The organism is Sulfurimonas lithotrophica, assembly GCF_009258225.1.
Lineage (GTDB): Bacteria > Campylobacterota > Campylobacteria > Campylobacterales > Sulfurimonadaceae > Sulfurimonas > Sulfurimonas lithotrophica.
The window spans coordinates 524,965-545,427 of the sequence record NZ_CP043617.1 but is presented as its reverse complement, the minus strand read 5'-3'; the positions used below and the strand labels follow the sequence as shown (position 1 = coordinate 545,427).

Here is a 20,463-nt window from a genome sequence, read left to right as displayed (position 1 = left end):
AATTGTTATTTAAACATCTTTTTACTATAATATCTCTTCTAAATTTAAAATGGATTTCCAATGAAAAACAAAAAGTTTATGACAATTGGTTTTATAAGTGTAGCCCTTGCATTTTTAATGATGTTTTCAACTACTCTTTTTGCCGATTCAAAAAGTAAAGAAGAGAATAAAGAAGCTTCAAGGCTTGAGGCTTTGGCAAAATTTACGAAAGTAATATCCATTGTTGAACAGTACAATGTAGATAAGGTGAGTATTGAAGAATTAATGGATAAAGCATTGGCGGGGATGATGCAAAATCTCGATGCACATTCTAACTATCTTATTGCTAAAGATTATAAACGCTTAAAAGTTCAAACGGACGGAGAATTTGGCGGTCTTGGAATAACGGTAGGTATTCGTGACGGTGCATTGACTGTTATTGCACCTCTTGAAGGTACTCCTGCCGATAAAGCCGGTTTGCAAGCAGGTGATATCATCTTAAAAATAAATGATGAATCCACTTTGAATATGACTATCGATGAAGCTGTAGCAATTATGCGCGGTAAAATAGGCGAACCGATTGATATTACCATAGTCCGTGAAGGCGAATCAAAACCTATCGAGATAAAAATTGTCCGTGGAAACATAACGATTCAATCCGTATATACAAAAACGATAGATAATAATATATTATACGTTCGTGTTACAAGCTTTGATAAAAAAGTTAAACAAGACGTTTCAAAAGCTATAAAAAAACATGAAGGTAAAACAAAGGGAATTATTCTTGATTTAAGAAATAACCCGGGAGGTTTACTTGACCAAGCAGTAGGTTTGGTTGACCTGTTTGTAGATAACGGTGTAGTTGTTTCTCAAAAAGGTAGAAAAGATTCGGATAAACAAGTATATAGAGCTAAAAGCTCCGAGACTATCAGTGATGTACCTTTAGTAGTTTTAGTCAACGGCGGAAGTGCAAGTGCATCCGAAATCGTAAGCGGAGCACTACAAGACCATAAACGTGCAGTTGTAATCGGCGAGAAAACTTTCGGTAAAGGGAGCGTTCAAGTCGTATTGCCTATTACGGATGAAGAGGCTATAAAATTAACAATTGCAAGATACTACTTGCCAAGCGGACGTACAATCCAAGCCGTGGGTGTAACACCGGATATTGAAGTTTTTTCTGGAAGTGTAAAAACAAATGAAAATAAGTTCTCGATTAAAGAAGCAGATTTGAAAAAACATCTTCAAGAAGAACTTGAAAAAGTTAATACAGACGATAAAGAAGAATCTAAAAAGAAAGAAGAAATTGATGATAAAAATATTATCACTCAAAAAATGTTAAACAAAGATATTCAACTAAAAGAGAGTGTAGATATTATCAAAGCTCTTATAATCATGAAAGGATAAAAAAAGATGAAAAAAAGAGAACTTCTTTATGAAGGAAAAGCTAAAAAATTATTTTTAACAGACGATGAAAACTTGGTAATATCGGAATTCAAAGATGATTTAACTGCTTTTAACGGTGAGAAAAAATCAAGTGAAGCCGGTAAAGGGGCACTTAACAATAAAATTTCTACGGAACTTTTCAAACTTTTAGAAGCAAACGGTATTCAGACACACTTTGTAAAGATGCTTGATGATAACCATATGCTACATAAAAAAGTTGACGTGATTTTAATAGAAGTAATTGTTCGTAATATCGCTACGGGAAGCTTAACTCGTTCACTTGGAATCGAAGACGGAAAGGTTTTACCTTTTACTTTAGTTGAGTTTGATTACAAAAACGATGATTTGGGCGATCCTAAATTAAATGATCAACATGCACTTATATTAGGTTTAGTAGATTATCAAGACGAGCTTGACAAGCTTCGCCGTATGGCAAGGCAAGTAAACGATATTCTTCGCCCTTATTTTGCGGATAAAGGTCTTAATTTAGTAGATTTTAAACTTGAATTTGGAAAAGACAAAGACGGAAATATAATCTTAGTAGATGAAATTTCACCTGATAATTGTCGTTTTTGGGATATGAAAAGCGGTGAAAAAATGGATAAAGACAGATTTCGTCAAGGTTTAGGCGGGCTAAAAGTAGCTTATGAACAAGTATTAGACAGAATATTAAATAAATAGGAAAAAAGAAAAACATGAAAGCAATAATTAACATATCTCTTAAAGCAGGTGTATTAGACTCCCAAGGAAAAGCTGTCCATCATGCACTTGATTCATTGCATTTTAACGGTGTTGAAGATGTAAGAGTCGGTAAACAGATTGTAATGCAACTATCTAATACGGATGAAGCAAAAGCGAGAGAAGAAGTAACTCAAATGTGTGAAGACCTTTTAGCAAATACGGTAATTGAAGACTATGAGATAGAGCTGGTAAACTAAATGAAAGTAACAATTCTTCAATTTCCCGGAACAAACTGTGAATATGATACTCAATATGCATTTGAAAAACTGGGTGCATCTACCGAAATTCTTTGGCATAAATCTGAAGAAGTACCTACCGATACAGATTTACTTGTTGTTGCAGGTGGATTCTCTTACGGTGATTATTTGAGAAGCGGTGCGATTGCAAGATTTTCACCTGTTATGAAAGCAGTTGGAGAGTATGCATCTAAAGGCGGGAAAGTTTTGGGTATTTGTAACGGTTTTCAAGTTCTAACGGAAGCAGGATTACTTCCGGGTGCACTAAAAAGAAATGAATCTTTGCATTTTATATCTAAGCATCACCATCTAAAAGTACAAAACAACGACAATGATTTTTTAAAAGAATTAAATAACGGTGATGTGGTAAATATACCAATAGCACACCACGACGGAAACTATTATATAGACGACAAAGGTTTAAAAGAACTCAAAGAGAACAATCAAATTTTAGTTACGTACTGTGATGAAAACGGCAATGAACTTAACCCTAACGGTTCTGTTGAATCTATCGCAGGAATAAGCAATAAAGAAAAAAACATATTTGGTCTTATGCCACACCCCGAACGTGCCATGGAAACAATATTAGGCAGTGATGACGGTATTAAAATGTTAGAAGGGTTTTTTAAAGCGTAATGCGTCTTATACTTTTATCTGTTTTTTTCTTGGCCGCTTTGTTTGCGCAAGAAGAGTTTGATACTTATAGCAAACCGTTTGGTTTCCCTGAATCAAATACTTCCCAACAAATACAAAGCGAAAAAGTTTTATATGTCAATTATGAAGACCTGCCAAAACGTATAGTAAAAGGTGAAATATTTCCTATTACTATACGACTTCTCTCTACAACAGATAAGTATGAACAAATAAAATATAATTTTTCCAATCAAGACGGTTTAAAATCTCTTAATTCAATACCCTACAGAGTCGAAAACGGAAAATATTTTTACGACACCTTTTACTATTTAGCTAACTCAAGTTGGGCGAGATTACCTGATATTGAAGCATATATTGAACCAAATCCGAATAATAAATACGAAAGCACTGTTTTAAAAGGTAAAAAACTAAATGTTATTACCTTAAATCCAAAAAACAACTTCTCAAACATAATTGCCGAACATTTTGGACTTGTAGAGTACAAAACAACAAGCTTTGACAATCTGCATAATATTATAGTGTTTGTTGCCGAAGCTAAAAGATGTGATATAGCAAATATTGAGTTTAAAAATGTATATAAACAAGGGATTGAATCTATAATTGAATCTATAGAAGACTCTAAAATTACCTACTTTGTAGTGGTTGATAAAAAAGTAGAGACTTTTAAGTTTTCATATTTTAATCTTGAGCAAAACAGATTTAACAACATACATATACCTATTATAGTCGATGATGACAAAGTTACTACACAAACAGATTTAAAACCAAAAGATCAATCCAAAGAGAGAATAAAACTGATTATTGCTCTTAGTGTAGCACTTGTATTGCTAATCTTAATTGTATGGAGAAAAAAATATATCTATTCTATTTTATTGATTTTTCCAGTAGCCTACATCACGTTTTTATCTGCACCTTCTAAAAACTTGTGTATTGAAGAAGGCTCAAATATCTATTTACTTCCCGTTAGCAACGGTACTATATTTGAAACTACATCAGAAACAATTTATCTTCAACAAGAAGGAAAAGCTAAAGGTTTCGTAAAAGTAAAACTAAAAAGCAATAAAATAGGATGGGTAAAAAATGAAAATATTTGCAAATATTAGCTGGCTAATTGCAACTATAATAATCTTTATATCTTTAGGGATATTAATTTTTTTATTTCATTTTGTACCGGAACCTATGGCTCCAAAAATTTCTGCTTGGATAATAAGGCTTGGGACGTTTTTCAGTGTCGAAATAGAAGGGAAAGAAGATCCTGAAGCGAATATGATACTTTTAAACCATCAAAGCGATATGGATATAGCTATAATGGAAACATCCACAAAAAAAGATTTAGCTTGGGTGGCGAAAAAAGAACTTTTTGATATACCCTTCTTCGGATATGCATTAAAACTTCCTAGGGATATACCTGTTGAGCGTGAAAATAAAACATCTCTGGTAAAATTGGTAAGAGATGTAAAAAGTCGCTTGGATATCGGTAAGACCATAACTATGTTTCCTGAAGGTACAAGAAGTACAAAAGGCAAAATGCTTCCTTTTAAAGTCGGTGCTAAGATGGTAGCGGACAAATACAGACTTAGAGTTCAACCCGTAGTTATAATACAGAGTGCAAAGTATTATAATATTAAAGAATATTTTTATAAACCCGGACGTGTAAAGCTTATTTACTTAGAATCATTTGTAGCAGAAAAAGCAGACAAAGACTGGTTAAAAAATCTAAGAGAGAAAATGCAAAAGGTATATGACGATGAGTTGGCAAACAATCCTCGCCATAGGTAGCGGCGGTTTCATAGGGGCTGTTCTTAGAGCCTACCTAAACGGTGTAATCTCACACAGAGTTCCCCATGATTTACCTTTTGGTACACTGGGAGTAAATCTAATCGGTAGTTTTATTATGGGCGTAGTTATAGCATATTTTATGTACACTACTGTTTTTTCTCTGCATATAAAATCCTTTATATCTACAGGTATTTTAGGTGCACTGACTACATACTCAACATTTGCAATAGAAAGCTTTTTTTTACTTGAAGGCGGTTATATAACACTGGCACTTATAAACATAAGTGTCAATGCTTTTGGAACTATTATAATGGCGGGAAGCGGTTTTTACTTAGTAAAATACTTTTTTAAAGTTTAAAACTTATACACAAAAGTTGTACTTTGCGTAAAATCGTACTTTTTCTTTATTCCCTTTGGTGGTCTTGAATCTCTATCATATGAAGCACTAAACTTAAGATATAACTGCTCATATACCTGTAATGTCAATTCAAGTTGATTTGTTAATACATAATCATTGAACTCATCTATAATAGGCTGATAATAAAGTGTATATGCAAGTGATGATTTTTTTGAAAAGTTTATAGCATAAGCAAGATACGTATTTACTCTTACTTCACTCTCATCGGGATCTATAGCGGGGTTTGTATATCTTATGTCTTCATAAAAAGCACCAAGACCGTAGTAACCTTTTCCACCTATGGGCGTATTAAATATTTTAAATCTAAGACCTGCACCTGCTAGTCTTCTATACTCAATAGCCTTAAACTTATCCTCTTGAGTTTGCAAAAAAGCTTCATATCTTATAGTCTCTTGTGTAAGTTTATGTATATATCTTAGATGCGCATAGATTTTATTTGTATCTTCAACATTATTAGCCTCTCCGTATTCTCCGGATATTTCCAACCATGTTAGATAACTGGCATTGCTGTCATACATAACTTTTATGTCACCTTTATATGAGTCCTTATCTGTATTTCCTCGTTTCGTTTCAAGTCCGATTTCAATCCCGCCCGAAACTCCCTTTTGCTCACCAATCTCTACAGGCTGTATTGAAACCAACGCCATAAGTTGACTTGTAAAGATTAGTAAAAGTGTAATCAGTTTTATTTTCATTTTTTTCCTTTTTATATTTGTATAATATCATCGGCACACCATTTTGCCAACTCTAAATCATGGGTTATTAAAAGCATCCCCATTTTGTCCAGATTTTTTATAAGATTATTCATAACTTCAAGTTGTATAACATTATCCAGAGCACTTGTAGGCTCATCCAAAAGTAAAACATCGGGTTTCATCAATACTGCACGAAGTATTGAAGCACGTTGCAACTGTCCGCCAGAGAGTTCATGCGGAAGTTTTAAAAGTAGTTCGTATTCAAGGTTAAGTACATCTAAATGGATTTGTAAATCATCTGTAGATGCTACGTCCTTAATTTGGTTAAGTATAGAGTAACTTGGATGAAAAGAGCTGTAAGGGTCTTGAAATACTTCTGATGCTTTAGCACAACTCACATCTCCGACTAAAGGTTTTAAGTTTCCTAAAATCAACTCAAAAAGTGTACTTTTACCTGCACCGCTTTGTCCTACTATAGCCTTTATTTGACCTTTTTTCAGGGTAAATGAAAGATCTTTAAAAAGTAGCTTATCTTTTGAGTAACCAAAAGAGAGTTTATTTACTTCAATAAGATTTTTCTCCAAAAGATTAGCCCTTAACTTTTATTAAATGCCAGATATATTTTAGATAGTTTTTTGTAAAGGTCATCCGGTTTTATATCACTGTCATCTTCCCAGATTTTTTTCATAATTACATTATCTTCATCGCCGTTCCACACTTTTACATATGTACCCTCTTTATATCCGTGATCTTGACGAAACTGATTTAAAATATTTTTTCCTACGTACAATCTATATAATGTACTTAAATCCAATCCGCTCATAAGGACTAAATCAAAAAATTCCGATATTAATAAATCTAGATCTAGTTCATCTTTTGAGAGCACTATCGACATAATACTCTCAACTTTAGATATAACTTCATCTTGGGCTGCAAAAAGGTCATGGGAAGTATCTATTTTTTTAAAACTAGGCATATTTGAGATATTTATCCCCAAATCTTCAACACCGCCACGCATATTAAGGGCGTAGTTCTCTATAGCTAAAGAGATAATAAAATGCCATACATCGACAACTTCGATTTGTAGGTTATCCCAATCCGGCTGTGCATCTATATTTTTCCAGTGTTTCCATGAGAAGCTGTCTATCATCTCGGCACACTCCATATAGATGCATCTCTTCCAGTTAATAACTTTACCGTTCTTAGTAACACCTTTTGTCCAGTTTTCACCGTTTGTAGAATCGTTTAGTTGATTCTGAAGTTGTAACATAATTAATATCTTATCCATAAACATATGCCCTTTAAATTTAGTAAAATAATTGTATCTAAATATGATAAAATTTCGGTTATGAAAAGAATCAACTGTAGAAGATGTATATATTATTTTGTAACTTGGCAGGCCGGTAAACCTCATGGATGCAGGGCATACGGATTTAAATCACAACAGTTACCATCAATAGTAGTATTTCAAAGCTCAGGAAGCGACTGTTCACAGTTTATACAAAAGAAACCCGCAAAAAGTTCTTAGTCTCTCTCCCAAATAAATTTTTTACCAAAACCCAAAGTGTTATCCGTAAATTTAAAGTAATTTGCTTTTATTTTCCACAACTTTGGATTCATAGTCAAAGCATATGGAAAAGCTTTAAAGTAGAGTTTTTTTAAGTCGTTATCTTCCAAAACCTCAAATTCACCGCGAAACTGCAGACCTTGAATTTTACCGACTTTTTTTGTTTCAAGAACAACAGAACCTGCTACTTGTTTGTTTTTTAAAATATGTTGAATATGCGTAGTATCTTCACTGCTTGCAACTACAAAAGTCGAACTGTTTTTTTCATATGCATAAAAAAGACTACAAACACTTAACTCATTTTTATAAGATGTAGCAAGACTAAGAACATGATGCTCATCTAAAAACGATTCTATTTTTTTTAAAGACAATTAAACGGCTTTAAAAAGATAAGATTCTAAACCTTCAGGAGAGGTTATATCTCTTTTATCTAACATCATCTTTGTGGTTTCATCACCTGCCAATGTATCGTATATATCAAATACACTGTAAAGATTATAATAACTTTTTAAAAAGTCAAGCATCATTAAAAAATTATCTTGTTCTTTTGTGCTTGAAGCACGATATGATTTGAATTCTCCCCAATCTATATTTCTAACCATTTATTTTCCTATTTTTAAGTGCAGATTCCAACTGCTGAATAACCTTTGACATTTTATCAGACGAGAGAGCAAAATTCAAGCGCATAAAGCCACTTCCTGCCTTTCCAAAAGCAATTCCCGCATTTAACCCGAGTTTTGCATTTTTTATAAAAAAATCTCTTAATTCTTTATCTCTTAAACCCATACCTCTACAATCAAGCCAGGCTAAATATGTAGCTTCAATAGGTGTTATTTTTATAAACTGAGGATATTTATCGCATAATTTTTTTAAAAGAGTATAGTTGTTACGCAGATGCTCTTTTAATTTACTTAACCATACATCTCCGTTTTTATATGCAGCTTCAAATGCCACATGAGAGAGTGATGCACCCTGGGCAAAATGTACTTTAGAATATGCTTTTAAAAATCTATCTCTAAGCTCCTCATTTGCAATAGCTACCGTACTTATTGCAAATCCCGCCATATTAAATGTTTTTCCGACTCCAAAGGTACTAACCGTAATATCTTTTGCTTTTTTGCTTATAGATGCAAACGGGATATGCTTGTTTGGAGCATATACCAAATCTGAGTGTATCTCATCTGAAAAAATTACAATATTGTGTTTAAGACATATCTCTAAAAGAGATTCTAACTCATCCCTCTTCCATACACGTCCAACGGGATTGTGAGGGGAACACAATAAAATCATCTTTGTTTTTTCATCTATTTGTGATTCTAAATCATCCAAATCAAAAGTATATATTCCATTCTCTTGAAGCTTTAAAGGATTAACTAAAACTTTTCTATCCAGCTGTGTTACAGATTTAAAAAAAGGCGGATACACAGGTGTTTGAACTATAATCTTATCCCCTACTTTGCTAAAAGCTTCTATTGCAGTATGCATAGATGCAACAACAGAGTGAGAGTACAGCATATCAACTACTTCGTACTTAATTCCATGATGTCTATAAAGCCAGTCTATTTGAGCTTCATATGCACTCTCTGGCATATCTTCATAACCAAATACGGGATGATTTAGCCTTTTTTTTATAGCATCTGTGACAAAATCCGGTGTATCTATATCCATATCCGCAACCCATACGGGTTCTACGTCTTCAGTCCCAAAAAGCTTCTCTCTTAGTTTATATTTTTCTGCATTAGTATCTTTTCTGCAAGCTGACTTTTTAAAGCTATAACTCACTTTTTTCTCCAGATGCTAGCCTCTGCTACGGTATGCTGGAACTTCCTGTTAGTCTCTTTTATAACAAACTCTATATCTTTTACTTCTAAAAGCTCAAACTCGTCATCTAAAATCTCTTTTATCCCATCAAGTGTGTAACACTCTTTACCAAAAGAGTCTTTAAATCCGCCTAGCCATAACTCTTTAGTAGTTGATTCTTCCTGCCAAGTGTAAGGTGAAGTAAGCATTAAAACTCCGCCTTGATTTATACGCTGTTTTATAGATTTTAAAAAAAGTCTTGGATTATATAAACGGTCTATTAGGTTTTTTGCAAGTACCAAATCATAGCCTGTAAAATTCGGCTTGATATTACATGCATCTCCTTGCCAAAAAGTGACTTTTTCTTCAAAGCCTTTATAGCCTAAATCTTCAAGAGTTACTTTTTTGTGTTCATACAAATCGCCTTCTGTTTTTGACTTCCAAGCTATATAACCCTCTTTTTTCAGCTTTGTACCCACGCCTACAAAACGAGCAGAAAAATCAATCCCTTCCACCTCATCAAAAAACTTTGTCAATTCAAAACTTGCCCTACCCGTTGCACAGCCTATATCGAGTGCTTTTTTAGATTTTGTCATATATTTAATAACATTTTCGACACAAGATGTTGCAAAGTTTTTTATGCCAAAGTTTTCATCGCCGTATTGAAATTCACAATACTGAGAGACTAAATCATCACTCTCGTAAATATTTTCTTTTTTTGAATCATCTGCTTGAGTCTCCACGTATCTAAAACCTGCATGTTGGTAAAAATGCCTTCTAAAAGCGTAACGTGATTTTTTCATTATCAAGTTTCCACTGCTTGCCCAAGACGAACCTAAAATAAGTGCGTGTTTTTCATCATATGTAGGTGTTGTAAAATCATCATATGCCTTGTGTACCTCAAATCCTTCAAACGGCCTTATAGGTGTACGTGAATGTTGCCATACATTTCCCACTACATCATAGATGCTCCCGTTATTAGCTTTAAATTCATTGATGCTTACAGATACACTGCTTGAGACTCCAAAGTTATGGTTTGCTTTTAACTCACTCTGTATATCATCTACACCTGCATACTGGCAGATAGCTTCATATTCGGCTTCACTCGGCAGTGTGTATTTAATTTTATCTTTTTGAGATTTGTATCTGCAAAATGCCATAGCTTCCAGGTTGTTTACCTCAACTGGCCAAGAAAGAGGCATCTTAACTTTTTTTGTAAGGGTACGGAAACTAAAACCTTCTTGCTCTTTTATCCAAAAAGGTGGATGTTTTGCCCCTGTGATTTTTAAAAACTTTTTACCCTCATCACACCAGTACTCTTCTCTTTCATAACCGTCCTCTTGTACGAACTCCATAAACTCATTGTTGGAAACTAGATACTTGGATGCTTTAAACTCTTTTACATCCTCTTTATAAATACCGTATTCATTATCCCAGCCATAGTATTTATCATCTCTGTCTTTTCCAAGATTAACACTTGTTTTTGGAATACTTACAAGTGAGTTTGAGACTACATTTTTACACTCTTTACATATTTTAAAGTCATCTACATTTTTAATAAACTCTAAAGGCATCTGACGATGCAATACGCTTGATGTCTCTATATGGATGCGTTCATGTTCAATTGCCATAAGTATTATCCACATATCACTATCCCAAGTAATAGGAAGCTTAAAATCCATTTCACTGATTAGTTTATCGACTAATTCCCTTACTTTACTTCTATACTCTTTTACCTCTGAGACTTGGGGCCATTTATATCTGGCTTCATCCATATCATCCCATTCCATCTCATCTACGCCCACGGCAAAAATAGACTCAAAATCAGGATTTATCCGTTTATCTATTATCTTCATATTTATAAGTTTATTTATAAAAAAAGTAGCAGTATGACCAAAGTAAAAAATCATTGGATGACGAGTCGGTTCACTCTTTTTATAAAAGACGCTATCATCCTTTAAAACTTCAAACATCTTCTCATAAAGACTATACGTATTATGAAAATACGCAAGTATCTCTTCTCTCTTTTTTTCTATATCTGTGCCCTGCAATGTTAGTGGATATATACTTAACTTACTCAAAACAAACCCTTTTTCGGTACAATTAATAATGTCATTATATCAAACTAAATTTTTCTTCACATCAAGAGAAGACGGTAACCTAGCATTTCATGTCAATGATGATAAGAATAGTGTAATAAACAATCATAAACACTTAGCTAAAAAACATAATTATGATTTTAATAAACTCGTTCATATGAAACAAATTCACTCCGATATCGTACATATTGTAGATAAAGATAATAACTTTAACAATCCACCCGAGTGCGATGCACTTATAACAGATAAGAAAAACATCCCTCTTATGGTTATGGTAGCAGATTGTAGCCCTCTACTTTTTTATGATGAGATAAGAGGAGTTATAGCAGCGGTTCATGCAGGACGTCAGGGTGCTTTTAAAAATATAGTTAAAAACGTACTGGATGTTTTTGTTAAAAACTATGCCTCGGATATAAAAAATATAAAAGTTCATATAGGTGCGAGCATCTGTCAAAACTGTTATGAAGTCGGAAGTGAGATAGATGCTGAAGCAAAAGAACTAGGGTTTGATTATGCCGTAAAAATAATAGACGACTTTTTTTATTTGGATGTAAATAAAATAATTTTAAAACAGCTAAGTGATTATGGGGTTTTGGATGAAAATATCAAACTTTTAGATGAGTGTAGTTCATGCAATGACAAAAACTACTACTCATATAGACGTGATGGACAAACGGGAAGGTTTGCCGGAGTAATTATTTTAAATTAGCCTTTAATCTTTTTGGCTAATTGTTCAGGTAATATACCAAGTGACTCTTCAACAAGTTTTGTATTTCCGTGAGTTATGAATTTATCAGCATACTCAAAACTCTCTAGCTCTACATCTTGTATTTTCTCATCGGATAAAAATTCTAAAATTGCAGAACCTACACCGCCCGCTTTTGAGCTGTCTGAGAAAACATACCATTTTTTATGTTTAGTGCTTAAATCTCTAAGCATCTCAGCATCCAGTGGTTTTACAAAACGTAAATCCAAGATGCTGACATCTTCATCCATAAGTTTAGCCGTTTCATATGCACGTCCTACTCCCCCGCCGTAACCTATAAAGAGCTTATCTCCTTTTGATGAACGCAACAGTTGCGATTTAGCAAGTTTAAACTCTTCAGACTCAGGAAGGTCTGTTTCTACAAACGAACCTCTTGGATATCTCAATGAACACGGATACTCATAAGAGGCCGCAAAAGCCATAGCCTGATGAAAACTTTTCTCATCCCTAGGAGCAAAAAGCGTCATATTTGGAACTGCACGTAGATACGATATATCAAAAACACCCTGATGCGTCTCACCGTCTTCACCCACTATACCTGCACGATCAAGTGCAAATACAACAGGAAGATTCATTAAACAGGTATCGTGTATAACTTGATCGTATCCACGTTGTAAAAATGTAGAATATATCGTACAAAAAGGTTTAAAACCCTCTTTTGCAAGAGCCGCCATTGATGTTACGGCATGTTGTTCCGCAATTGCTACATCCCAAAATCTGTTTGGATAAGCTTCTATAAGTTCACTAAGCCCCGTTCCACTCGGCATAGCGGCAGTTGCCCCGACTATCTTTTCGTTTTGTTTTGCCAGATGCATTAATGATTCTGTATATATCTGAGTTGCAGATTTTGAAGATGATTTTTTAGATGAAGCTCCGTTTTCAATATCAAAGGGTCCAACTCCGTGCCACTTCTCCTCTTTACCCTCAGCTATCTCATAACCTTTGCCCTTTAGAGTTTGAGCATGAACAATTACGGGTTTGTTCAGTTTTTTAGCAAGTTCAAGTGTTTCAATTAATGATTTTAAATCATGTCCGTCAACAGGCCCTATATAGTCTATTCCCATCTCTTCAAACATAATACCAGGAGTTATAAGCTTTAAGGATTCTTCCATCCTTTTAGCCATATATCTAGCACCGTCTCCAAAATTATCTACAAAACTTTCCGTATTTTTTTTAAATCTTTGGTAAAAAGGGCTTGCCATTGCCGATGAGAGCATCTTTGATATTGCACCTATGGGTTTTGCTATACTCATCTCATTATCGTTTAGTATGATAACCATAGGATATTTTCTGTCACCAAGCTCATTTAAAGCCTCATAAACCATACCTGCAGTCATAGAACCGTCACCTATCATAACTACCGGAATACGGCTGTCAGTTTCACCTTTAAGTGCGATGCCTTTAGCCGCACCTACGCCTAAAGAGATTGATGTGGAACTGTGTCCTGCGACAAAATAATCATCATCGCTCTCACTAGGTTTCGTATAGCCGCTTAAACCGCCGAATGTTCTAAGACTCTCAAACTCATCCCATCGTCCTGTAACAAGTTTATGTGCATATGATTGATGCGATACGTCAAATATAAACGGATCTTTATTGCTATCAAAAACCTTGTGCATAGCTACTATCAATTCTGTCGCACCTAGTGTTGAGCTAAGATGCCCGCCGTTTTTGCTTACTACGTCTAAAATTCTTTCTCTTATATCATTACAAACAGTTTCTAATTCTTTAATATTTTTTGATTTTATATCCATATATATTACTCGCTTAACGCTGCCCTCTTTACTCTTTCAAATCTTTTTTTAATCTGTGCATCTATATTACCTGCATCGCTTAAAACAACAACACCGCCTTCACTTACGGCATTATCAGCTAATACTTCTATTCGTTCGTCTGAACCGACTGCTTCAGAAATAGCTCCATGATTTTTAGGATTTACTTTTAGTTTTACTTTTGAAGCACTTTGCAACTCGTTTATCAATTCTTCTGAGAGTACTTTAGCTATCTCGTTAGAATTGTCCGAGAGTTCAATAGAGATAACCTCTTTAGCTATATCACAGGCTGCCTCAAGTAAAGAACTTTTTATACCTTCCAATGCAGACTCAAACTCCTTTGCACTTTGTCCCAAAGTCTCTACCGAAGCTATAAACTGATTTAAACTATTTGCCACATTATTATCTTGGTTTTTTTTAGCTTGTTCCAGTCCTTCTTCAACACCTTTTTCAAATGCTTCGTCTTTTACTTTTTGAAGTTCTAACTTATGCTCGTCACTCATATTTTCTAACTTCATTTGCAGCTTAATAAAGTTAGAGCTCATCTCATCTGTCTTTTTCATTAAAGATTCAATAAGTGAATCTTTTGAATTAGTACTTAAAGAACTTGAGTCAACGTTTTGTATTTCTTGTTTCTCTTGGGTTTTAGACTCTGCAGAAGTCTCTTGCAAAGAGCTAGTACCAACTTGTTCTTTATTCTCTTCATTACTACCTACATTCATAGAGAATACTTTAAATTTATATTTATCCATAGTATGCTTTGATAATTTATTTTCAGAAATAACTTTAGCCAAGGTTTACTCCACCATCTCTTCATTGTTACCAATCTGAATAGTTCCTGTTTCGGCAAGTCCGTTAACCGTTTCAACAATTTTACGTTGAGCACCTTCAACATCTTTCATTTTAACAGCACCAAGGAACTGCATCTCTTCTAGGAATGCTTCTTGAGCACGCTCACTCATTGCAGACATAAATTTCTCTTTAAGCTCTTCAGGAGCCGATTTAAGTGCAAGCATAAGTTCTTTTTTATCAACCGCTTTAAGAATTTCGGTAATAGCACCCTTATCAAGAGTAGATATATCTTCAAAAGTAAACATCATCTCTTTAATCATAGATGCAAGTTCTTCATCTTGCTGTTCAATTTGAGATAGAGTAGCTTTAGAACTCTTAGCACCGAGACGGTTAAAGATATCTGCAACTGCACGCGGTCCACCAACTTCGACTTTGTAAGATGCAAGAGATTCAAGTTTGGATTCAAGCACAGCAGAAACTCTTTTAATAACCGATGGAGAGATATCTCCGAGTTTTGCCATCCTCATAGATACTTCACTTCTTAACTCATCCGGAAAAAAGCTTAAAGTATCTGCAGCTTCGGTTGAATCCATATGTGCCAAAATAAGGGCAATCGTTTGTGGATGCTCGTTTATAATAAAGTCAGAAAGCTGTTGAGGCTTGATTTTTGAAAGATAAGAAAAGTTTTGAGATTCCTGCATAGATTTTGAGAGTTTTTCCAAAACTCTCTTTGCTTCATCAGGTCCTAAAGTTCTATATAAAAGTTCTCTTGCATATTCTAAACCACCGCTTGTTATGTATTGCCCGGACTGAAAGATTGCATAAAATTCTTCTAAAATTGCAGTTGCCACCCCACGATCTACCGACTTATCTCTTGCAATATATTTTGATACCTCCGTAATACTATCGACATTCATACTCGTAAAAAGTGTTGCAGTTGTTTCTTCCCCAAGTTGCAATAAAAGGATAGCTATCTTTTCAGCTATACTCATTTCATCAAACTGTGCCTGCTGTACTTGATTTAGATTCATTTGCTATCCCCTTGATGGTTCTTTCATATCGGCCAAAGTCTGTTCTTCGGTCAGCAATGTTTGAAGAAGAGCCGCAATCTGTTCAGGTTCATCCTCTGCCATAATTTTTACTTTTTCAAGCAGTACGTCATATTTGAGTTCGTCTTCATTGAAGTTCTCTCCGACACCAAGTTGGTCTTCAACTTTTTTACGCATTGCTTGAACTTTTTCAACAAGATCTTCTTCTTCATCGTCTTCTATATCAAGATTAGGTTTGTCAAGTTCCTCTTCCTCTTTTGTTATCTCAAGCATACGCTCTGCAAACGGAGAGATAACTTTTTTGTAAAGTATAAGAAGCAATAAAAGAACAAACAGATATTTGAACAGTCCTGAAAAAGGAGCAAGATAAGTTTGTGAGAACTCCATAAACTTACTGATCTCATCAACTTTAACAATACCTTTTGTACGTTTAAACTGCAAGTTTTGAACGGTTATAACATCACCCCTGTTTTCATCTATACCTATTGAGCGTGATACAAGAGAAGATAGTGCTTCTAAATCTGTTTGAGATAAAGGCTCGTATTCTTTTTCATCTGTTTCTTTGCCTTCCTCGTCAAATTTGTTTTTATATCTTCCATCTACTATAACTGCTGCCGTAATACGCTTGATTCTGGCAAACTGACTTTTTGTAGTTGAAACTGTTTTACCGACTTCATAATTCGTAGTACCCGTATTTTTAGAATATTTTTCGGTAACGTTGTTGCTTTTTAAGCCCTCAACAGGTCCAATATTACTTACGGTTCCAGGTACGCCTCCGACTTCCGGAGGAGTTGAACCTTCACGTGATTCTTCACTTACTTGTTCGCTTCTTACTACGTTTTCAGGGTCAAATGTTTCACTCGTAGAATTTTTTATAGAGAAATCAAACTCTATCGTGACTTGTGCACGAACTTTTTGCTCCCCTCCGACAAAAGGCGATATAACTTCTATAATTTTCTTTTGTTTTTTCTTCTCTTCTTTATTTTTAAATTTTTGTTGAACTTGAGAGAGTTCACTCATTTGAGCCATTTCGTCTTCATCGCCCAAAGTTTCACCGTCACTATCGACAAGCATAACATTATCGCTTGTTAGTTTTGGAACTGCAGATGCAACAAGGTTTTTTATACCGCGTATCTGCTTAGGGGAGAGTCTTCTGTCTTCAACAATACTTACCATAACCGAAGCCGTCGGATCAATCTGCTTTTCAATAAATAAAGAATCTTTTGGAAGGGCTAAAGATACTGCGGCACTCTCAATCGGAGCTAATGCTTCAATAGTACGAGAGAGTTCACCTTCTAAGGCACGCATATATTTTACGTTTTGGTCAAAACTCGTAGCACCGAACTCTTGCTCGTTAAAAAGTTCAAAACCGACACCGTTATCTTTTGGAATACCCATGGATGCAATAGATATTCTTTGTTTATAAACGACACCTTTTGGCACCTTTATAACATTTTTATCTTCAAGTTTATAAGGGATATTTTCTTTTTCAAGTTGTTCAATAACTTTTGCAGCATCAGAGGAGCTTAATTTATCAAAAAGGACTTCGTATTTACTGTCTTTTGTACTTTTGGAAGTATATACCACTAAAAAAATTAAAAATGCAACTATACCTATAATAGCTGCTGCAATAATCATTTTTTGCTGCTTTGTCAACTTCGCATATAAAACAACTAACTGTGAAAAAAGTGCACTAAAATCCATCAACTTCCCATTATTTTATAAATATTCTACAAGTAACTCAAAGAATTTACTGTTTTGTTCGGGTTTACCGACAGTTACCCTGATAGCATTCATCCCGTATCCGCTCAAATCCCTAACAATCATTCCACGCTTAAGAAGTGCATCTGCTATTTTGCTTGAGTTTTTTGGCTTTTCAAAACATAAAGTTACAAAGTTTGTATAGCTCTCAATTATATCTATTTTTTGCTCATTTGCGAAATTTTTATACCGTTTCATCTCGTTAAAATTCATTTCAATACTATTTTTAACAAACTCTTCATCTTCAAGTGCAACTGATGCAGCTTCTAGTGATAAGGTAGTTATATTAAAGGGTGGGCGAAGCTTATATAACTGTTTTATTATATCTAATCTTGCAATTCCATAACCTACACGCATACCGCCAAGACCGTACGCTTTTGAGAAGGTTCCCAAATAAAGGACATTGTCAAACTTATCAATCAACTCTTTTGGTTCAATTGCTTTAGAAGCATCTTTTGCTTTTGCATACTCCATATAAGCACCATCAACTATAACAAGAGTATCGGAATCTATCTTTGAAATAAACTCAAATATCTCTTTTGCATCGCTAGCATCTCCTGTAGGATTATTAGGTGTACATAAAAAAATTATTTCAGGTTTGTGTTCTTTGTAAAGTGTATAAAACTGCTCTAAATCATGTGTATCCGTTGAAGTTGTTTTTATTATTTCACATCCGACGTGTTTTGCATAGACTTCATACATAGCAAATGTTACACCGTTTGTAAGTATTTTACTTTCCTTATTTGTCTTAGCATATACGGCAAGTTCAATTACCTGATCGCTTCCTGAACCGATAATAATATTCTCATCATCCATACCAAAACGGCGTGAGAGTCCGGCTTTTAATTTCATCATAGAATCATCAGGATAAAGCGCCATATTTGCAACTATGTTTTTTACGGCATCTTGAACTTTTAGAGAACATCCGTTAGGATTTTCATTTGAAGCAAGCTTTACTACATCTTTAGGATCTATCCCAAACTCACGAACTACCAACTCTATAGGTTTTCCGCCCTCATACGTTTTAATATTTTCAATATGTTTATTAAATTTCATTATCACCCTTTACATAACTTCCAAGCCATGTTATCTCTCCGTCATGTTTTTTTATAATTTCTTGAACCCTAGGTTCATCTATATGTCCGTAAAAATCTATAAAAAACCAATACCCAAATCCTTCTTTATCTTTTGAAGGACGCGATTCTATTTTAGACATATTTATATTTGCATCATCAAAGTCCTGTAGAAAATGAACAAGTGAACCGGCTTTAACGGCATCTTTTAGTTGGACAAAAATAGATGTTTTATCATTTTCGCTCATTGCATTTTTAAAATCACTTAAAATTACAAATCTTGTAGAACTTCCTATGTTATCTTCTACATCGTTAAAAAGTATAGGTACTCCGTAAAGTTTTGCAGCTATATGGGAACAAATAGCTGCAGAATTTGGCTCAGCACTAGCTAATATTGCAGCTTTTGCGGTACTCTCAACAGGTATTAATTCAGCATCCGAGAGTCCATGTTCATTTAAAAATTCTCGACACTGCCCAAAACCTTTATCTTTGGAGTATATCTTTTTAATATCTTTTAACTCTTTAGATTTTGTCGCAAAGGACATATGTATCGGCATATAAAGTTCCGCTACTATTTTTACAGATGATTTTGCCAATAAATCAAGTGTTTCACCGACTATTCCATCACGTGAATTCTCAATTGGCACTACACCGAATTTTGCACGTTTTGCTTCCAAAGTTTTAAAAACCGAATATATAGAACTAAGTGACATATAATCACTCATAGCACCGAAACGACTCTCTGCAGCTTGATGGGTAAAACTACCTTCAGGTCCCAGATATGCTATGCGTTCAGGTAGTTCAAGGTTACGTGATACTGCAAAAAGCTCTAAAAACATAGCTTCAATTGCAGCTTTATTTAATAAACCTCCGTCATTTTTACTCTTAAGTGCCAAACGTTCTATAATAGCTTTTTCACGTTCAGGTCTGTATATAGCACCGCCACTCTCATGTTTTATCTCGCCTACACGTTCAACTACTTTCATACGTTCATTTAAAATATCTAAAAGTTTGTCATCCAACTCATCGATTTTTACACGACAATCATCAAGGGTTTTCATTTTATCTTCTCCAATATCTCAGCCATATCTGCATATATCTCATCCGGCTTTAGATTTTCTTGCAAAAATGGAACTATTTCATCTGCTGTTCTATATTTTCCACTAGTTACAAATACAGACTTCATCCCAAGCTCTTTTGCACCGCCTAAATCACCTTTAACGTCATCGCTTATCATAGTTATATCTGAATATTTGGCTGTAGAATTTTGTTTACGAAGAGCACTTAAACCCTCTTCATAAAAAGCTAAACTCGGTTTTCCTATCACCTCGTAACTTACACTTGTAGCAAATTCTAAAAGTTTTAAAACAGCACCCACACCTGGATAACGTTTGCCATTTTTAGCATAGATTGAAGTCTCATGCATCCCAACAAGTTTTGCTCCTGAGAGTAAAAAGTCTATCATTTGGGCAAATTCTTCAGAGTTAAAATCTTCTTTTATAGCCACCAATACTGTCTTAGGATTTTCGTAATTAAATTTGTATCCCATTTTTTGCAAAGTTTCTAAAAACTGTTCTGCTCCATAAGCTGCTACAGAGTCTTTTTCTACACGTGATTCAAGTAGCATCAAAGGATCAAGATATTTATCAAATGAAAAATTAAAACCACTCTCATTTAAAAAGTTATAAAAATCTGATGAAGCTTTTTTAGTGTTGTTTGTAACAACCATATACGGGATTTTTTTATTATTTAAAAAATCAATAAATTCTATGCTTCCATTGATTGGGCTTTTATCTTCATCGCTTATTAAAGTACCTTGAACATCTATGAAATACAAAC

23 protein-coding genes are annotated in these 20,463 nt (G+C 34.4%); 9 read left to right on the top strand and 14 right to left on the bottom strand.

Annotated elements, in window-relative coordinates; all coding sequences use genetic code 11:
• Positions 1 to 60: 60 nt before the first annotated feature.
• Genes FJR48_RS02845 through crcB form a run of 7 tightly spaced genes read left to right on the top strand, consistent with a single transcriptional unit; the run spans position 61 to position 5,190 of the window.
• On the top strand, positions 61 to 1,383 hold the full coding sequence (locus FJR48_RS02845) for a S41 family peptidase (RefSeq protein ID WP_152306655.1): 1,323 nt from the start codon (positions 61 to 63) through the stop codon (positions 1,381 to 1,383).
• Between the two features lie 6 nt (positions 1,384 to 1,389).
• Positions 1,390 to 2,103 (top strand): phosphoribosylaminoimidazolesuccinocarboxamide synthase, encoded by a 714-nt coding sequence (gene purC / locus FJR48_RS02840; protein WP_152306654.1) that lies wholly within the window; start codon positions 1,390 to 1,392, stop codon positions 2,101 to 2,103.
• A gap of 14 nt (positions 2,104 to 2,117) precedes the next feature.
• Positions 2,118 to 2,360, top strand: a complete 243-nt coding sequence (gene purS / locus FJR48_RS02835) for a phosphoribosylformylglycinamidine synthase subunit PurS (protein WP_152306653.1) — start codon at positions 2,118 to 2,120, stop codon at positions 2,358 to 2,360.
• Positions 2,361 to 3,035: a phosphoribosylformylglycinamidine synthase subunit PurQ gene (gene purQ / locus FJR48_RS02830; protein ID WP_152306652.1), complete on the top strand. Its 675-nt coding sequence runs from the start codon at positions 2,361 to 2,363 to the stop codon at positions 3,033 to 3,035.
• A complete protein-coding gene (locus FJR48_RS02825) occupies positions 3,035 to 4,156 on the top strand; it encodes a hypothetical protein (RefSeq protein ID WP_241856096.1) in 1,122 nt (373 codons plus the stop codon). The genes purQ and FJR48_RS02825 overlap by 1 nt, the downstream gene beginning before the upstream one ends.
• Entirely contained in the window at positions 4,134 to 4,832 is a 699-nt protein-coding gene (locus FJR48_RS02820) for a lysophospholipid acyltransferase family protein (RefSeq protein ID WP_152306651.1), read from the top strand. Before FJR48_RS02825 ends, FJR48_RS02820 begins: the two co-directional genes overlap by 23 nt.
• On the top strand, positions 4,801 to 5,190 hold the full coding sequence (gene crcB, locus FJR48_RS02815; protein WP_152306650.1) for a fluoride efflux transporter CrcB: 390 nt from the start codon (positions 4,801 to 4,803) through the stop codon (positions 5,188 to 5,190). The genes FJR48_RS02820 and crcB overlap by 32 nt, the downstream gene beginning before the upstream one ends.
• Here the strand turns inward: crcB and FJR48_RS02810 are convergent.
• The 3 genes from FJR48_RS02810 to FJR48_RS02800 are packed head-to-tail and all read right to left on the bottom strand — an operon-like array spanning position 5,187 to position 7,233.
• The gene (locus FJR48_RS02810) at positions 5,187 to 5,945 is read right to left on the bottom strand and encodes a DUF481 domain-containing protein (protein WP_152306649.1); all 759 of its coding nucleotides are present in this window, start codon (positions 5,943 to 5,945) and stop codon (positions 5,187 to 5,189) included. The two genes, crcB and FJR48_RS02810, sit on opposite strands and share 4 nt — an antisense overlap.
• An 11-nt stretch (positions 5,946 to 5,956) precedes the next feature.
• Positions 5,957 to 6,529 (bottom strand): ATP-binding cassette domain-containing protein, encoded by a 573-nt coding sequence (locus tag FJR48_RS02805; protein WP_152306648.1) that lies wholly within the window; start codon positions 6,527 to 6,529, stop codon positions 5,957 to 5,959.
• A gap of 11 nt (positions 6,530 to 6,540) precedes the next feature.
• Positions 6,541 to 7,233, bottom strand: coding sequence for a dUTP diphosphatase (locus FJR48_RS02800; RefSeq protein WP_152306647.1), 693 nt, complete (start codon positions 7,231 to 7,233; stop codon positions 6,541 to 6,543).
• A 60-nt stretch (positions 7,234 to 7,293) separates the two neighbouring features.
• On the opposite strand from FJR48_RS02800, the gene FJR48_RS02795 reads away from it, so the two are divergent.
• Positions 7,294 to 7,473 carry a uracil-DNA glycosylase gene (locus FJR48_RS02795; protein ID WP_152306646.1) on the top strand — a complete coding sequence of 60 codons (180 nt, stop codon included), beginning with the start codon at positions 7,294 to 7,296 and terminating at the stop codon, positions 7,471 to 7,473.
• Here FJR48_RS02795 and FJR48_RS02790 read toward each other — a convergent pair.
• The 4 genes from FJR48_RS02790 to ovoA are packed head-to-tail and all read right to left on the bottom strand — an operon-like array spanning position 7,470 to position 11,393.
• Positions 7,470 to 7,883, bottom strand: coding sequence for a pyridoxamine 5'-phosphate oxidase family protein (locus FJR48_RS02790; protein ID WP_241856093.1), 414 nt, complete (start codon positions 7,881 to 7,883; stop codon positions 7,470 to 7,472). The genes FJR48_RS02795 and FJR48_RS02790 overlap by 4 nt on opposite strands.
• On the bottom strand, positions 7,884 to 8,114 hold the full coding sequence (locus tag FJR48_RS12260; protein ID WP_241856092.1) for a hypothetical protein: 231 nt from the start codon (positions 8,112 to 8,114) through the stop codon (positions 7,884 to 7,886).
• On the bottom strand, positions 8,107 to 9,294 hold the full coding sequence (locus FJR48_RS02785; protein ID WP_152306645.1) for a PatB family C-S lyase: 1,188 nt from the start codon (positions 9,292 to 9,294) through the stop codon (positions 8,107 to 8,109). The genes FJR48_RS12260 and FJR48_RS02785 overlap by 8 nt, the downstream gene beginning before the upstream one ends.
• Positions 9,291 to 11,393, bottom strand: a complete 2,103-nt coding sequence (ovoA, locus tag FJR48_RS02780; RefSeq protein WP_152306644.1) for a 5-histidylcysteine sulfoxide synthase — start codon at positions 11,391 to 11,393, stop codon at positions 9,291 to 9,293. The genes FJR48_RS02785 and ovoA overlap by 4 nt, the downstream gene beginning before the upstream one ends.
• Positions 11,394 to 11,421: 28 nt before the next feature.
• Here ovoA and pgeF point away from each other — a divergent pair, with 28 nt between their 5' ends.
• A complete protein-coding gene (pgeF, locus tag FJR48_RS02775) occupies positions 11,422 to 12,120 on the top strand; it encodes a peptidoglycan editing factor PgeF (RefSeq protein ID WP_152306643.1) in 699 nt (232 codons plus the stop codon).
• Here the strand turns inward: pgeF and dxs are convergent.
• Genes dxs through FJR48_RS02740 form a run of 7 tightly spaced genes read right to left on the bottom strand, consistent with a single transcriptional unit; the run spans position 12,117 to position 20,461 of the window.
• Positions 12,117 to 13,931 carry a 1-deoxy-D-xylulose-5-phosphate synthase gene (gene dxs / locus FJR48_RS02770; RefSeq protein ID WP_152306642.1) on the bottom strand — a complete coding sequence of 605 codons (1,815 nt, stop codon included), beginning with the start codon at positions 13,929 to 13,931 and terminating at the stop codon, positions 12,117 to 12,119. The two genes, pgeF and dxs, sit on opposite strands and share 4 nt — an antisense overlap.
• Positions 13,932 to 13,936: 5 nt before the next feature.
• Positions 13,937 to 14,743: a flagellar assembly protein FliH gene (fliH, locus tag FJR48_RS02765; RefSeq protein WP_152306641.1), complete on the bottom strand. Its 807-nt coding sequence runs from the start codon at positions 14,741 to 14,743 to the stop codon at positions 13,937 to 13,939.
• A gap of 3 nt (positions 14,744 to 14,746) precedes the next feature.
• Positions 14,747 to 15,772: a flagellar motor switch protein FliG gene (fliG, locus tag FJR48_RS02760; protein WP_152306640.1), complete on the bottom strand. Its 1,026-nt coding sequence runs from the start codon at positions 15,770 to 15,772 to the stop codon at positions 14,747 to 14,749.
• 3 nt (positions 15,773 to 15,775) lie between these two features.
• Positions 15,776 to 17,494, bottom strand: a complete 1,719-nt coding sequence (gene fliF, locus FJR48_RS02755; RefSeq protein ID WP_152306639.1) for a flagellar basal-body MS-ring/collar protein FliF — start codon at positions 17,492 to 17,494, stop codon at positions 15,776 to 15,778.
• A 15-nt stretch (positions 17,495 to 17,509) separates the two neighbouring features.
• Positions 17,510 to 18,607 (bottom strand): histidinol-phosphate transaminase, encoded by a 1,098-nt coding sequence (gene hisC / locus FJR48_RS02750; RefSeq protein ID WP_152306638.1) that lies wholly within the window; start codon positions 18,605 to 18,607, stop codon positions 17,510 to 17,512.
• A complete protein-coding gene (gene pheA, locus FJR48_RS02745; RefSeq protein WP_152306637.1) occupies positions 18,597 to 19,685 on the bottom strand; it encodes a prephenate dehydratase in 1,089 nt (362 codons plus the stop codon). Before pheA ends, hisC begins: the two co-directional genes overlap by 11 nt.
• The gene (locus FJR48_RS02740) at positions 19,682 to 20,461 is read right to left on the bottom strand and encodes an HAD-IIA family hydrolase (protein WP_152306636.1); all 780 of its coding nucleotides are present in this window, start codon (positions 20,459 to 20,461) and stop codon (positions 19,682 to 19,684) included. Before FJR48_RS02740 ends, pheA begins: the two co-directional genes overlap by 4 nt.
• Positions 20,462 to 20,463 lie beyond the last annotated feature (2 nt).